Annotated in this window: 10 protein-coding genes; 6 read left to right on the forward strand and 4 right to left on the reverse strand. The window is 70.2% G+C overall.

All coding sequences use genetic code 11. From position 1 onward, the window contains the following. Window positions 1-4: 4 nt before the first annotated feature. The 4 genes from dnaJ to OG456_RS17465 all read right to left on the reverse strand — a co-directional run bounded on the left by dnaJ (window position 5) and on the right by OG456_RS17465 (window position 4,972). On the reverse strand, window positions 5-1,195 hold the full coding sequence (dnaJ, locus tag OG456_RS17450) for a molecular chaperone DnaJ (RefSeq protein ID WP_266562020.1): 1,191 nt from the start codon (window positions 1,193-1,195) through the stop codon (window positions 5-7). Window positions 1,196-1,228: 33 nt separating this feature from the next. Continuing rightward, complete coding sequence (gene grpE / locus OG456_RS17455) at window positions 1,229-1,930, reverse strand: nucleotide exchange factor GrpE (protein WP_266562022.1); 702 nt, start codon at window positions 1,928-1,930, stop codon at window positions 1,229-1,231. Then, complete coding sequence (gene dnaK, locus OG456_RS17460; RefSeq protein ID WP_266562024.1) at window positions 1,927-3,780, reverse strand: molecular chaperone DnaK; 1,854 nt, start codon at window positions 3,778-3,780, stop codon at window positions 1,927-1,929. Before dnaK ends, grpE begins: the two co-directional genes overlap by 4 nt. Before the next feature lie 163 nt (window positions 3,781-3,943). Beyond that, on the reverse strand, window positions 3,944-4,972 hold the full coding sequence (locus OG456_RS17465; protein WP_266562026.1) for an MraY family glycosyltransferase: 1,029 nt from the start codon (window positions 4,970-4,972) through the stop codon (window positions 3,944-3,946). A gap of 275 nt (window positions 4,973-5,247) precedes the next feature. Here OG456_RS17465 and OG456_RS17470 point away from each other — a divergent pair, with 275 nt between their 5' ends. From OG456_RS17470 to OG456_RS17495, 6 genes are all read left to right on the forward strand, one after another. Beyond that, window positions 5,248-7,530 carry a (Fe-S)-binding protein gene (locus OG456_RS17470; protein WP_266562028.1) on the forward strand — a complete coding sequence of 761 codons (2,283 nt, stop codon included), beginning with the start codon at window positions 5,248-5,250 and terminating at the stop codon, window positions 7,528-7,530. A gap of 224 nt (window positions 7,531-7,754) precedes the next feature. Beyond that, on the forward strand, window positions 7,755-9,044 hold the full coding sequence (locus OG456_RS17475) for a VCBS repeat-containing protein (RefSeq protein ID WP_266562030.1): 1,290 nt from the start codon (window positions 7,755-7,757) through the stop codon (window positions 9,042-9,044). A gap of 133 nt (window positions 9,045-9,177) precedes the next feature. Then, the gene (locus OG456_RS17480; RefSeq protein WP_266569318.1) at window positions 9,178-10,554 is read left to right on the forward strand and encodes an FG-GAP repeat protein; all 1,377 of its coding nucleotides are present in this window, start codon (window positions 9,178-9,180) and stop codon (window positions 10,552-10,554) included. 200 nt (window positions 10,555-10,754) lie between these two features. After that, window positions 10,755-12,227: an FG-GAP and VCBS repeat-containing protein gene (locus OG456_RS17485; RefSeq protein WP_266562032.1), complete on the forward strand. Its 1,473-nt coding sequence runs from the start codon at window positions 10,755-10,757 to the stop codon at window positions 12,225-12,227. Window positions 12,228-12,304: 77 nt separating this feature from the next. Next, complete coding sequence (locus tag OG456_RS17490) at window positions 12,305-12,451, forward strand: hypothetical protein (protein ID WP_266562034.1); 147 nt, start codon at window positions 12,305-12,307, stop codon at window positions 12,449-12,451. Window positions 12,452-12,473: 22 nt separating this feature from the next. Then, window positions 12,474-13,922 (forward strand): FG-GAP-like repeat-containing protein, encoded by a 1,449-nt coding sequence (locus tag OG456_RS17495; RefSeq protein ID WP_266562036.1) that lies wholly within the window; start codon window positions 12,474-12,476, stop codon window positions 13,920-13,922. The last annotated feature ends 203 nt before the right edge of the window (window positions 13,923-14,125 follow it).

Here is a 14,125-nt window from a genome sequence, read left to right on the forward strand (position 1 = left end):
ACGCTCATGCTCCCTTCGCGGCCTGGAACAGTTCTGCCCGCGGATCACTGTCCGCAGTCGCCTTCCGGTACGCCTCGAGGGCGTCCTTCGCGGCGTCGGTCAGATCCGTGGGGACCGCGACCTCCACCGTGACGAGCAGATCGCCACGGGTGCCGTCCTTGCGGACAGCGCCCTTGCCGCGGGCCCGCATCGTCCGCCCGTTCGGCGTGCCCGGGGGCAGCTTGAGCGTGACCGGGGGCCCACCGAGCGTGGGGACCTTGACCTCGCCCCCGAGCGCGGCCTCCGGATAGCTGACCGGCACCGTGACCGTGAGGTTGTCGCCCTTGCGGCCGAAGACCGGGTGGGAGTCCACGTGCACGACCACGTACAGGTCGCCCGCGGGGCCGCCGCGCTCGCCCGGCGCGCCCTTGCCGCGCAGCCGGATGCGCTGGTTGTCCGAGACGCCGGCCGGGATGCGGACCTGCATCGTCCGGGAGGACTTCGCACGGCCCGAGCCCTTGCAGACCTCACAGGGTGTCTCCGCGATCAGGCCGCGGCCCTTGCAGTCCACGCACGGGTCGGTCAGCGAGAAACCGCCGCCGCCACCGCGCGAGACCTGGCCCGTGCCGACACAGGTCGGGCACACGCGCGGTGTGCCGTTCTTGTCGCCGGTGCCGGAACAGGCCTTGCAGGGCGCCTGCGACGACATGCGCAGCGGCACCGTCGCCCCGTCGACCGCCTCGGTGAAACTGAGTGTGACCTCGGACTCGATGTCCTGGCCGCGGCGCGGCTGCGTGCGCGTGCCGGTGCCCGCGCCGCCCCGGTTGAACAGGCCGCCGAAGACGTCCCCGAGTCCGCCGCCGAACCCGCCGGCACCCCCTGCCGTACCGCCCTGGGGGCCGCCTCCGAAGAGGTCGCCCAGGTCGAAGTTGAAGGTGCCGCCGCCCGCACCGCCCGGCCCCGGACGGAATCCGCCGTTGCCGAACAGGGCGCGCGCCTCGTCGTACTCCTTGCGCTTCTTGGGGTCGCCGAGGACGTCGTTCGCCTCGGAGATCTCCTTGAAGCGCTCCTCCGCCTTGAGGTTGCCCTTGTTGGCGTCGGGGTGGTTCTCACGGGCGAGTTTGCGGTACGCCTTCTTGATCTCGGCGTCGGTGGCGTCCTTGGGGACGCCGAGGACCTTGTAGTAGTCCTTCTCGATGAAGTCCTTCGTGCTCATCCTCGACGTCCCTCCTCTCGCTGCTTACTGACGTCAGCCCTCGTCCGGGCCACCGCTCTCCTTGTCGTCGGCGGCAGCCGATTCCCCGCCCTTGGGGGACTCGCCCTTGGCCGGCTGGGCCCCGGGCTGCGGCTCGGCCACCGCCACCCGCGCGGGGCGGATGGTGCGCTCGCCGATCCGGTAGCCCGGCTGCAGGATCGCGACGCAGGTCGTCTCGGTGACGTCCGGCGCGTACGAGTGCATCAGGGCCTCGTGGATCGTCGGGTCGAAGGGCTCGCCCTCCTTGCCGAACTGCTGGAGCCCCATCTTGGCGGCGACCACCTCGAGCGACTCGGCGACCGACTTGAAGCCGCCGACCAGCTCTCCGTGCTCACGGGCACGGCCGATGTCGTCGAGTACGGGGAGCAGCTCGGTCAGGAGGCCCGCGACGGCGACCTCCTTGACCGTGACCCGGTCCCGCTCCACCCGGCGACGGTAGTTCTGGTACTCGGCCTGGAGCCGCTGGAGGTCCGCGGTGCGCTCACCGAGCGCCATGCGTACCTGGTCCAGCTGAGCCGTCAGGCCTACGTTCTGAACCGCCGAAGCGGCTCCTGCCGATGCTGCGTCCCCGGCCGGGGCCGCCCCCTCGCCCTTGTCGGGCGAGGGAGCGGCCTTCGGCTCGGCGTCGTCGGGGGTGGCGCCGGAAGGGACGTCAGGCTCGTCGCTCTCGCTGAAGCCCGGGGTCTCCTCCGTCACGCGGCACCGTCCTTACGGTCCTCGTCGACGATCTCGGCGTCGACGACGTCGTCGTCAGCGGCCTTCTGCCCGTCGCCCGGGGCACCGGCCTCGGGACCGCCCGCGGCCTGCGCGCCCTGGGCGTCGGCGTACATGGCCTGGCCCAGCTTCTGCGAGACGGCGGCGACCTTCTCGGTGGCGGTGCGGATCTCGGCCGTGTCCTCGCCCTTGAGCTTCTCCTTCAGCTCGGTGAGCGACTCCTCGACCTCGGTCTTGACCTCGCCGGGGACCTTGTCCTCGTTGTCCTTGAGGAACTTCTCCGTCTGGTAGACGAGCTGCTCGCCCTGGTTGCGCGTCTCGGCGGCCTCGCGGCGACGGTGGTCCTCGTCCGCGTACTGCTCGGCCTCCTGGCGCATCCGGTCGACCTCGTCCTTCGGCAGCGAGGAGCCGCCGGTGACGGTCATCTTCTGCTCCTTGCCCGTGCCCAGGTCCTTCGCGGTCACGTGCATGATGCCGTTGGCGTCGATGTCGAAGGCGACCTCGATCTGCGGGACACCACGCGGGGCCGGCGGCAGACCGGTGAGCTCGAACATCCCGAGCTTCTTGTTGTACGCCGCGATCTCGCGCTCGCCCTGGTAGACCTGGATCTGCACGGACGGCTGGTTGTCCTCGGCCGTCGTGAAGATCTCGGAACGCTTGGTCGGGATCGTGGTGTTGCGCTCGATGAGCTTCGTCATGATCCCTCCCTTGGTCTCGATGCCGAGGGACAGCGGGGTCACGTCGAGGAGCAGGACGTCCTTGACCTCGCCCTTGAGGACACCGGCCTGCAGGGCGGCGCCGATGGCGACGACCTCGTCCGGGTTCACGCCCTTGTTGGCGTCCTGGCCGCCGGTCAGCTCCTTGACGAGCTCCGCGACGGCGGGCATACGGGTCGAGCCACCGACGAGAACGACGTGGTCGATCTCGGAGAGCTGGATGCCCGCGTCCTTGATGACGTTGTGGAACGGCGTCTTGCAGCGCTCCAGAAGGTCGGACGTGAGCTGCTGGAACTGGGCGCGGGTGAGCTTCTCGTCCAGGTGCAGCGGGCCCTCGGCGGACGCCGTGATGTAGGGCAGGTTGATCGTGGTCTCGGTCGAGGACGAGAGCTCGATCTTCGCCTTCTCGGCGGCCTCGCGCAGGCGCTGGAGCGCCATCTTGTCCTTGGCGAGGTCCACGCCGTGGCCGTTGTTGAACTGCTTGACCAGGTAGTCGACGACGCGCTGGTCCCAGTCGTCACCACCGAGGTGGTTGTCGCCGTTCGTGGCCTTCACCTCGACGACGCCGTCGCCGATCTCGAGGAGCGACACGTCGAAGGTGCCGCCACCGAGGTCGAAGACGAGGATGGTCTGGTCGTCCTTGTCGAGACCGTAGGCCAGGGCGGCGGCCGTCGGCTCGTTGACGATACGCAGAACGTTCAGACCGGCGATCTCGCCGGCCTCCTTCGTCGCCTGGCGCTCGGAGTCGTTGAAGTACGCCGGGACGGTGATGACCGCGTCCGCGACCTTCTCGCCCAGGTACGCCTCGGCGTCGCGCTTCAGCTTCTGCAGGATGAAGGCGCTCATCTGCTGCGGGTTGAAGCTCTTGCCGTCGATCTCGATCTTCCAGTCAGTGCCCATGTGGCGCTTGACCGAACGGATCGTCCTGTCGACGTTGGTGACCGCCTGGCGCTTCGCGACCTCTCCGACGAGCACCTCACCGTTCTTGGCGAAGGCGACGACGGACGGCGTGGTCCTGGCGCCCTCGGCGTTGGTGATGACGGTGGGCTCGCCGCCTTCGAGAACGCTGACGACGGAGTTAGTCGTGCCCAGGTCGATGCCGACCGCACGTGCCATTTCAATTCCTCCAGCATGACTACTTGAGTGGATCTGGCTCAAGGATGCATGACGACCGCGGTTCGGTCAACAGAGCTGAGTCGAGCCGACTCAACTTTTATGTGGCCCTTATGGACAGCCAGGGCATCTGTGCAGGTCAGCCGCTACGTCGGGACCTTCGTCACTAGCGGGCGACGTCCACCACAGCGGTCCGTACGGGCCGGTGACCGCGCCGCCGCACCCCGTAGACCGGCACCCGCAGCAGCCCGGCGACCGACCCGGCTGCCGCGCAGACCGGCCACAGCGCGGCCAGCGGGCCCAGCGTCCCGTCGTGCAGCAGGAGCGCGGTCACCGCACCGGCCAGCGACGCGACACCGAGCACCACCGCCACGCCCGTCGGGGTGAGGCCGAGCCGGCGGAGCCGGTGGGCGATGTGGTCCGCGCCGGCCTGGAGCAGAGGCCGCCCCGCGCGCCGCCGCGACACCGTCACCAGGGCCGCGTCCGCGGTCACCACGACCGTCACGGCGAACAGCGAGCCCGCACCGGGGAGCGCCTCGTGGCCCGCGTTCACCAGGACCGCCGCGGACGCCAGGAGGAAGCCCGTGAACAGGGACCCGCAGCCCCCCAGGTGCATCCGAGCGGGGTACCAGTTGTGCATGAGGAACCCGGCGAGCGCCGCCGCGAGCACCCCGAGGACCGCGGCGAGCGGGCCGAGCCCTCCGGCGGCGGCGCAGGCGCTCAGGCCGAGCGCGGTCACGACGGCGACGGTGCCGAGCACGCCGTCCGAGGTGTCGATGAGCCGACAGGCGTTGGTGACGAAGACGATCCACAGGACGGCCAACGCGCCGACGAGAAAGTCGAGTTGAGCGGCGTGCACGACGAAGGTCGCCGCCCCCGCCTCGACGATGACGCGGGCCCGCGCCCCCACCGGGCGCACGTCGTCGAGGAACCCGAGCACGGCCACGGCCCCGGCCGCGATCAGCAGCGTGAGCGTGCCGGAGTCGAGGGGGGCGAGTCCGGTCGAGGCTCCGACGGTGGTGACGGCGGCCGTCACCGTGGCGACGGCGGCGCCTCCCAGGCGCGGCGTCCGCCGCCCCGTGCGGCCGATCCGCCGGACGGTGAATCCGGTGCGCAGGGCGACGAGACGCAGCAGGGCGGTGAGGGCGGAGGCCACCAGCAGGGCGGTCGCGGCGGCGGCGATCCCGTAGGACACGGCGGACGTCCCGTCAGCTCGGTTTGCGGTATCGGGGTGACACCGGAGGGGCACGCCCGGCCGGAGACCTTCATAAGCTAGTCGCTTATGTCGCAATATGGGGTGAATAACACGATCCGCTTTCGCTGTCGACCCAGGGTGGCCTCAGCGACGCAGATCACCGCCCGGCTGGCTACAGTGCGGCCACACAAGTGGGTAGTCTCAGCATGGACTGAAATAAGTTACCGCTTAGTAATCGCTGAATATCCACCCTCGCAGGCCCGAGGAGCCCCCGAATGCAACTCGCCGCGATCATCGTGTCGCTGGTCCTGATCGTGGTCGGCGTCGCACTGTTCGTCCGAGCCATCGCGCAGATCTACCGCTTCATGCGGCTCGGCCAGAACGTCCCCGCCGGCACCCGCACCGACGAACCCGTACAGCGCACCGTGACAGTGGCCAAGGAGTTCCTCGGCCACACCCGGATGAACCGCTGGGGCATCGTGGGTGTGGCGCACTGGTTCGTGGCGGTGGGCTTCTTCTCGCTGCTGCTGACGATCGTGAACGCCATCGGCCAGCTCTTCCAGGCCGACTGGCTGCTCCCGATCATCGGTGAATGGGCCCCGTACAACGTCTTCGTCGAGTTCCTCGGCACGATGACGACCATCGGGATCCTGACGCTGATCGTCATCCGGCAGCTGAACCGGCCGGACCGGCCGGGGCGCAAGTCCCGCTTCGCCGGCTCGAACACCGGACAGGCGTACTTCGTCGAGGCCGTCATCCTCATCGTCGGCATCTGCATCTTCACGCTGCACGCCCTGGAGGGCGCCCAGCACCACGTGGACGCTTACGAGGCCTCGTTCTTCGTCTCGTACCCGGTCGTCTCCTGGTTCCGCGGCATGGACGTCTCCACGCTGCAGAACCTCACGTACTTCTTCGCCGGGCTGAAGATCGCGACCTCCTTCATCTGGATGATCACGGTCGCCCTGAAGACCGACATGGGTGTCGCCTGGCACCGCTTCCTCGCGTTCCCGAACATCTGGTTCAAGCGTGAGGCGGACGGCGACGTCGCGCTGGGCGCGCTGCAGCCGATGACCAGTGGCGGCAAGGAGATCGACTTCGAGGACCCGGGTGAGGACGATGTCTTCGGTGTCAGCCAGGTCGAGCAGTTCTCCTGGAAGGGTCTGCTGGACTTCTCCACCTGCACCGAGTGCGGGCGCTGCCAGTCGCAGTGCCCCGCGTGGAACACCGGCAAGCCGCTGTCGCCGAAGCTCCTGATCATGTCGCTGCGCGACCACGCGCACGCCAAGGCCCCGTACCTGCTCGCCGGTGGCGGCAAGTCGATGGAGGGCGAGGAGAAGGCGACCGAGGAACAGCTCAAGGATGTTCCGGCCGCGGCTCTCGCCGAGGCCGAGCGGCCGCTGATCGGCACCCTCGAAGAGAACGGCGTCATCGACCCGGACGTCCTGTGGTCCTGCACCACCTGCGGCGCCTGCGTCGAGCAGTGCCCGGTCGACATCGAGCACATCGACCACATCGTCGACATGCGCCGCTACCAGGTGATGATCGAGTCCGCGTTCCCGTCCGAGGCGGGCACGATGCTCAAGAACCTGGAGAAGAAGGGCAACCCCTGGGGCCTGGCGAAGAAGCAGCGCCTGGAGTGGCTCAAGGAGCTCGACTTCGAGGTACCGGTCGTCGGCAAGGACATCGAGGACCTCACCGAGGTCGAGTACCTGTACTGGGTCGGCTGCGCCGGCTCGCTCGAGGACCGCGCGAAGAAGACCACCAAGGCCTTCGCGGAGCTGCTCCACATGGCGGGCGTCAAGTTCGCGATCATGGGCGGTGACGAGAAGTGCACCGGTGACTCCGCGCGCCGCCTGGGTAACGAGCCGCTGTTCCAGCAGCTCGGCCAGGAGAACGTCATGGCGCTGAACATGGCGTTCGGCGAGGAACTCGACGACGACGGCAAGGTCGTGCCCGAGTCCGCGAAGCCGAAGTCCGCGAAGAAGATCGTCGCGACCTGCCCGCACTGCCTCAACACCATCGGCAACGAGTACCCGCAGCTCGGCGGCGATTACGAAGTAATCCACCACACCCAGCTGCTCCAGCACCTCATCGACGAGGGCAAGCTCATCCCGGTCACCCCGGTCGAGGGTCTGATCACCTACCACGACCCGTGCTACCTGGGCCGTCACAACAAGATCTACACGCCCCCGCGCCAGATCATGGACGCCGTCCCGGGCCTGCGCCAGCAGGAGATGCACCGCCACAAGGAACGCGGCTTCTGCTGCGGCGCCGGTGGCGCGCGGATGTGGATGGAGGAGCGGATCGGCAAGCGCATCAACAACGAACGTGTTGACGAGGCGCTGTCGCTGAACCCGGACATCGTGTCCACCGCCTGCCCGTTCTGCCTCGTCATGCTGACCGACTCGGTCAACGGCAAGAAGAACGACGGCCAGGCCAAGGAGTCCGTCACCGTCGTCGACGTGGCGCAGCTGCTCCTCGACTCCGTGAAGACGCCGGTCGACCCGGCGGGTTCGCAGGAGACCGAGGACGCGCCGGAACCGGAGCCGGTGAAGTAGCGGTTCCGTAGTTCCGTACCGACGTACGCGGAGGGGCTGACCGGGGAGACCCGGTCGGCCCCTTCGGCGTTCGCGGGGGCGTTCACAGGACACAGGAGGGGCGTTTACGGGACAGGGGCCGCGCTCCGTGAGCGAACCGGCAGGCCCCGGCCCTACCCCCTCCCTCACCCCAACGGCATCATGAACGGGTCAAGTGGCACATGAGGCGGGCGGGGTCAGAGGCGATGGTGGGCATACGGGGCGGCCGCAGCGCCGCGATACGCGGGGCCGCGGCGGGGTGCACCCTGCTCATGGTCGCCGCCGTCACCGGCTGCGGGGGCGACGACAAGCCCGCCGCCAAGCACCACCCCGTGGCCATGTCCGGCACGTCCGGCGCCGCGCTCCCCGTCCCGCGCGGCCGCGGCAGCAAGGTGCCGGACGACTTCAACGGCGACGGCGCCCCCGACCTCGTACTCGACGACCTCGTGCACGACGGGCTCGGAGACGACGCCGGGATCGGGGTCGTGTACGGGAAGAAGGGGCACGGACTCGTGCCCGGGGCGCGGCAGTTGCTGCGTCCGGCGAAGTACGCGGCGCCCACCAAGGGCGAGACGCCCGCCGCGTTCGACTCCGAGGCGAGCTGCGACCTGGACAAGGACGGCTTCACCGATCTGGTCGTGTCGACGGATCCGCCGTTCGACGGGCAGGGGCAGCCGCCGGTGCCGCTGCAGATCCTCTTCGGCGGCCCGGGCGGACTCACCCACCGGGGCGTGAAACTCGTCGTGCCCGCGCAGGCCCGCTTCGGCAACGACTGGCCGGACCAGCCGGTGTGCGGCGACTTCGACGGGGACGGCTCGGTCGACCTCACGGTTCACGCGAGCGGCGGTCGGCTGAGCTTCCTGCGTGGCCCCTTCACCCGCAAGGGCGCCCCGCGCGCGGCCGGGAAACCACTGACCGCGCCCGGCAACGTACCCGTGGGCCCCGCCTTCGACGTCGACCGCGACGGGTACGACGACCTGCTCGTGCGCCGTACCTCCGGCGGCTCGTCGCCGTCGCGGATCGTGCTGGGCGGCCCGCAGGGACCAGCCCGTTCGGGCGCCGCGCTGCCGTCCGGCCTCGGCCTCGCCGTCGGCCGTTTCACCAAGGGCGCCGGCGCGGACACCGCACTGCTCACGGCCTCCGGGGTCACCCTCTCCCGGCCGGGCGCCCACGCCCTCAAGGCCACCGGAACGGCCATCACCGCGGGTGACTTCGACGGGGACGGCGTGGCCGAACTCGTCGTGTCCGGCGGCGCGTCGAAGGCCCCGAAGATCCTTCCCGTGAACGGCAAGGCGGCCGTGACCGTCACTCCCGAGGCCGCAGGCACGAGCCAGGTCCTCAAGACGACCGACCTCGACGGCGACGGACGCGCCGACCTCGTGGTCCGCACGTACCGCGGCGAGAGCACGGACACGATCGCCGTGTACCCCGGGGTCAAGGGCGGCTCGCTCCTGGCCGGGAAGCCCCAAGTCACCTTCTCCACAGCGGAGTTCTGAGAGCCGGCGCCCACCCCGGCCCCCCGTGTCCGCCGTTCACCGCACGGCCACCCGGACACAACCATCCCCTCACCTCACGAGTCACACCCCCGGAACCCCTTCCCCCCATTTCCCGGGAGTGCTTCTCGTGCGCATGCGCAAGCTCGCCATCGCCGCAGGTGCCGCCGTCGTCGCGGCGGCCGGACTCACCCTGCCGCTCGCCGGAACCGCCTCCGCGGCCACCACGCTCAAGGACGACTTCAACGGCGACGGCTACCGCGACCTGGCCGTCGGCACCCCGGGCGCGAACGCTGTCACGGTCACGTTCGGCTCCGCGAGCGGCGTGAGCCCGTCCCACTCCGTGACCGTCACCCAGAGCACGGTCGGAGTGCCCGGAGTCACCGAGCCGGAGGACGAGTTCGGCGAGAACGTCGCCTCGGGCGACGTCGACGACGACGGCTACGCCGACCTGATCGTCGGCGCGCCCGGCGAGCGGGTCACCGGCAACACCACGGGCTCCGTCACCATCGTCCGGGGCGGCCCCAGGGCCTTCAACCGGGGCGCCAAGGTCCTCAACTCCCCGACCACCGGCACCGAACGCTTCGGTGAGGCCGCCTCCTTCGTCGACATCGACGACGACGGATCCGCCAACCTCGCCGTGATCAGCTCCGACAGCTGGTGGTACTACGCGGAGAGCGCGGACCCGACCCGTGCCATCGCGCCCGAGGTCGACTTCCTGCCCGAGGGCGTCCGCCTGGAGGGCATGGATGCGGCCACGTTCCTCTCCAAGGACGGCTACACGTACGTCCTCTACGGGGAGCGCGCCGACGGCAAGCCCTACACCGTGTACATGAAGGGCGGCGTCGGCGACATCGGCTACTACTCGGGCGTACTCGCCGAGGGCGACGACCCGCGCGCCACCCGGGAAGCGGCCGCGGCCGCCGACGTGAACGGCGACGGCTACACCGACCTCGTCACCGGCAACGCCGCCGCGAACTCGGTCACCGTGCGCTACGGCGGACAGGGCTCCTTCGGGGCCACGAAGACGTACACGCAGGACTCCGCGGGCGTGCCCGGCGCCGACGAGCCGGAGGACCGCTTCGGCGCCGCCTTGAGCGCCGGCGACCTCGACCACGACGGGTACGCGGACGTCGCCGTGGGCGCGCCCGGTGAGAGCGTCGGCACGGTCACAGGGACGGGCAGCGTCACCGTCCTCAAGGGCGGCACCGGCGGGCTGGGCGCGGGCCGCGCCTACCACCAGGACACGGCCGGGGTGCCCGGCGTCCAGGAGGCGGGCGACCACTTCGGCTCGTCCCTGCGCTTCAAGGACATCAACAAGAACAGCCGGGCCGACCTGGCGATCGGCGCGAACGGCGAGGACATCGGCACCTCGGCCGACGCGGGCGCCGTCTGGGTCCTGCGCGGCGCGGTCCCGTACGTCACCACGTCGTACGCCACGTCCTTCAACGGCGCGGACTTCGGGACGGCGACGAGCGGAGCGGGGCGCGCCTTCGGGACAGTCCTGCGCTGAACGGGCCCCCGGGAACACCGAAAACCCGGGCGGCCGGAAATAACTGTGACCCACATACAACCCTCCGGCCCCACTACGAGTCTCCTGTTCGCCAACCGCAGGGCCACGCCCGGGACAACTCCCGGCAAACGCCCGCGGAACGCACCCCATTGACTGCGGATGCCCGCCAGGCATCCCCGCATGCTGCAGGAGAATCCCGCATGCACAAGCACATACGTATCGCCCTCGCCTCGGCCGCCGCGGTCGCGCTGACGGGCGGGCTGCTCTCCCTCTCCACGGGCTCGGCCCTCGCGGCCGACTCCGTCCACCACCACGAGGCCGACTTCAACGGCGACCACATCGGGGACGTCGCGTTCTCCGCCGGCTGGTCGACGGTCGGCGGCAAGAAGGGCGCCGGCCAGTTCGTCGCCCTGTACGGCTCCGCGAACGGCCTGAACGCCGCCACCCGCAAGACCGTCAGCCAGAACACGACGGGTGTCCCCGGCACCGCCGAGACCAACGACGGCTTCGGCTGGGTAAGCGCGTACGGCGACTTCAACGACGACGGCTACGACGACCTGGCCGTGTCCGCGCGCTACGAGGACGTGGACGGCGACACCGACGGCGGCACCGTCATGATCATGTGGGGCTCGGCGTCGGGCCTCACCGGCGGCACGACGATCGCGGACCCGGCCGTCTCCTCCCACGACCAGTGGGGCAAGACGCTCGCCGCCGGCGACTTCGACGGCGACGGCAAGGACGACCTCGCGGTCGGCTCCTCGACCGCCACGATCTACGTCTACAAGGGCGGCATCGCCAAGACCGGTACCGCGGGCGGCCGTTACACGCTCAAGCCCCCGATCCAGTCCGGCAGCGGCACCGGCCCGCTCACCCTCACCGCGGGTGACGTGAACGGCGACGGCGCCACCGACCTCGTGGTCGACGGCTTCGAGACGAACACCAGCGACGGCTGGAACACCAACTACTACATCCCCGGCAGCGCGTCCGGCCTCGTCGTCTCGTCCGCGCAGACGCTGAAGCCCGGCGTCATCACCGACATCGGTGACGTGAACGGCGACGGCTTCGGCGATATCGTGACCGGCCAGCAGTGGGACAAGCCCACGGACGGGTCCCCGGACCCGACCGGATCGACCGACGGCGGCAAGGTCAACATCACGTACGGCTCGACGAGCGGCCCCGCCACCACCACCGCCATCAGCCAGAACACCGGCAACGTGCCCGGCGACTCCGAGCGCGGCGACGACTTCGGCGGCGAGCTGTCCCTCGGCGACGTCAACGGCGACAACTACCAGGACCTGGTCGTCGGCGCCGCCGGCGAGAACCTGGGCGGCGTCACCGACACCGGTTCCGTGACGGTCCTGTACGGATCGGCCAGCGGCATCAACACGCAGTCCGGCGGCCAGTTCTTCGCCCAGTCCACGGCCGGCGTCCCCGGCTCGGACGAGACGAAGGACTACTTCGGCAACGAGGTCAAGCTCACCGACGTCACCGGCGACGGCAAGGCCGACCTGACGATCGGCGCGTACGGCGAGAACAGCGGCAACGGCGCGCTGACCTACCTCCCGTCGAACGGCACGAAGATCACCACGACGGGCGCGCGCTCCTTCTCGGCGACGTCCCTCGCCATCTCGACGGACGCATACCCGCAGCTGGGCGGCAACGCGGCGAACTAGCGCCGGCTGTCAGCCTGTCGGGCCCGCACCGCTTCGGTGCGGGCCCGTTTCCGACTGAGCACCCACCTGGAGCACCGTTGCGCAAACGCACATTCCTCCTGACAACAGCCTTCACCGCGGGCCTGCTCACCCTGCCCATCACCTCCGCGGCCGCTGCGCCCTCCGGGCTTCAGGGCGACTTCACGGGCGGCTACATGGACCTCGGCTCGGCCATTGCCCACTGACACATCCTTGGAGACTCACCTGATGCGCATACGTGTCGTCACGGCCGCGGCCGCCCTGCTCACGGCCGGCCTCACCCCGTTCGCCCTGCCCACGGCCGCGACGGCGGCGTCCGCCAAGTACGCGGACGACTTCAACGGCGACGGGTATCGCGATCTGGTGGTCGCCGCCCCGCAGGCCACCGTGTCCGGCCACGAAGCGGCGGGAGCCGTCGTCGTGCTGTACGGCACCGCGTCAGGACCCTCCGCCGCGAAGCGCAAGCTGATCACCCAGGCGAGCACCGGGATCCCCGGTTCACCCGAGACCGCCGACCACTTCGGCGGATCCGTGGCCTCCGCCGACCTCGACCTCGACGGCTACGCCGACCTGCTGGTCGGAACGCCGTACGAGGACACGGACGGCGCGTCCAACAAGGGCTCCGTCACCGTCGTCTGGGGCAGCCCGCAGGGGCTGGGCTCCGGCACCGTCCTGCCCCTCACGTACGGCGCCGGAGACCCTTCCGGCTGCGCGTTCGGCGTCGACCTCGCCGCCGTCCCCGCATCGCCGGCCCCACGCCCGTCGGTGCACATCGCCGGTGCCTGCTCGGTGTGGGTCCTCCAGGGCCCCATCACCCGCTCCGGCAAGGCCTACAGCAGGTCCGAGCGCATCATGGGGCCCTCGGCCGCGAAGCTCGTGACCGGCCGGCTCTCCGACAACTACTTCGACCAGATCGAGATCTCGGTCGGTCTGAGCGGCCATCCGCAGGGCGCCGTATACGTCAACCGGCCATACAACTCCTACACCGAGCCGCTCCCCACCGACGGGAGCAACGCCACCGTCGGAGACGTGAACGGTGACGGGTACGGCGATCTCGTCGTCGGCGACCCGGGTGACATGACCGTCGACGGAACGCCGCAGGAGGGCACCGGCCACAAGGGCGGCCAGATCGCGATCTGGCCGGGAAGCGCGCAGGGCATCGACCCCGCGGCGCAGCCGCTCCTCATCAACCAGTCCACGCCCGGCGTACCCGGCACCTCCGAGTCCAACGACACGTTCGGGACGGACCTGAGCGTCGCCGACATCAACCACGACGGCTTCGGTGACATCGCCGTCGGCGCGCCCGGCGAGGCACTCGGGTCGGTCAGGCAGGCCGGTCAGGTCGTGATCGTCCCCGGCGGTCCCGCCGGACCGACCGGCGCGGGCTCCTACGCCATCACGCAGAACTCGACGGGCGTACCCGGTACGGCTGAGCACTCGGACGCCTTCGGCACGACGGTGCGCTTCGCCGACCTCACCAAGGACGGCCGTGCGGACCTCGTGGTCGGCACACCCGGCGAGGTCGCCCCCGGCGCCACACGCCCCACCGGCGGCATCTGGGTGTTCAAGGGCACGTCCACCGGCGTGAGCCTCGGCAGCTCGTGCAGCGTGATGGCCGGAGCGACAGGCCTGCCCACCACCAGCGACACCAACTGGGCGTCGGTGTCCGCCCCTTGATTCCGGCGACAGCCGTCACAGTCCCCGTGATCCGACATGTCGTGAGTCCGGACGGCGCCTGAAGCCGGGCACTGAGTACGTCGTCCCGGGCGTCGCTCTCCCTCAGGAGGGCGGCGCCTTCGTGCGCCAGCTGCGCGGCGCCGAAGGCGCCCAGCCCGACGCATCCCCCCGAGCACGCTCCGACCGCCGGCGTCCGTCAATCC

The sequence above is a fragment of the Streptomyces sp. NBC_01446 genome, assembly GCF_026340095.1.
GTDB lineage: Bacteria > Actinomycetota > Actinomycetes > Streptomycetales > Streptomycetaceae > Streptomyces > Streptomyces aureus.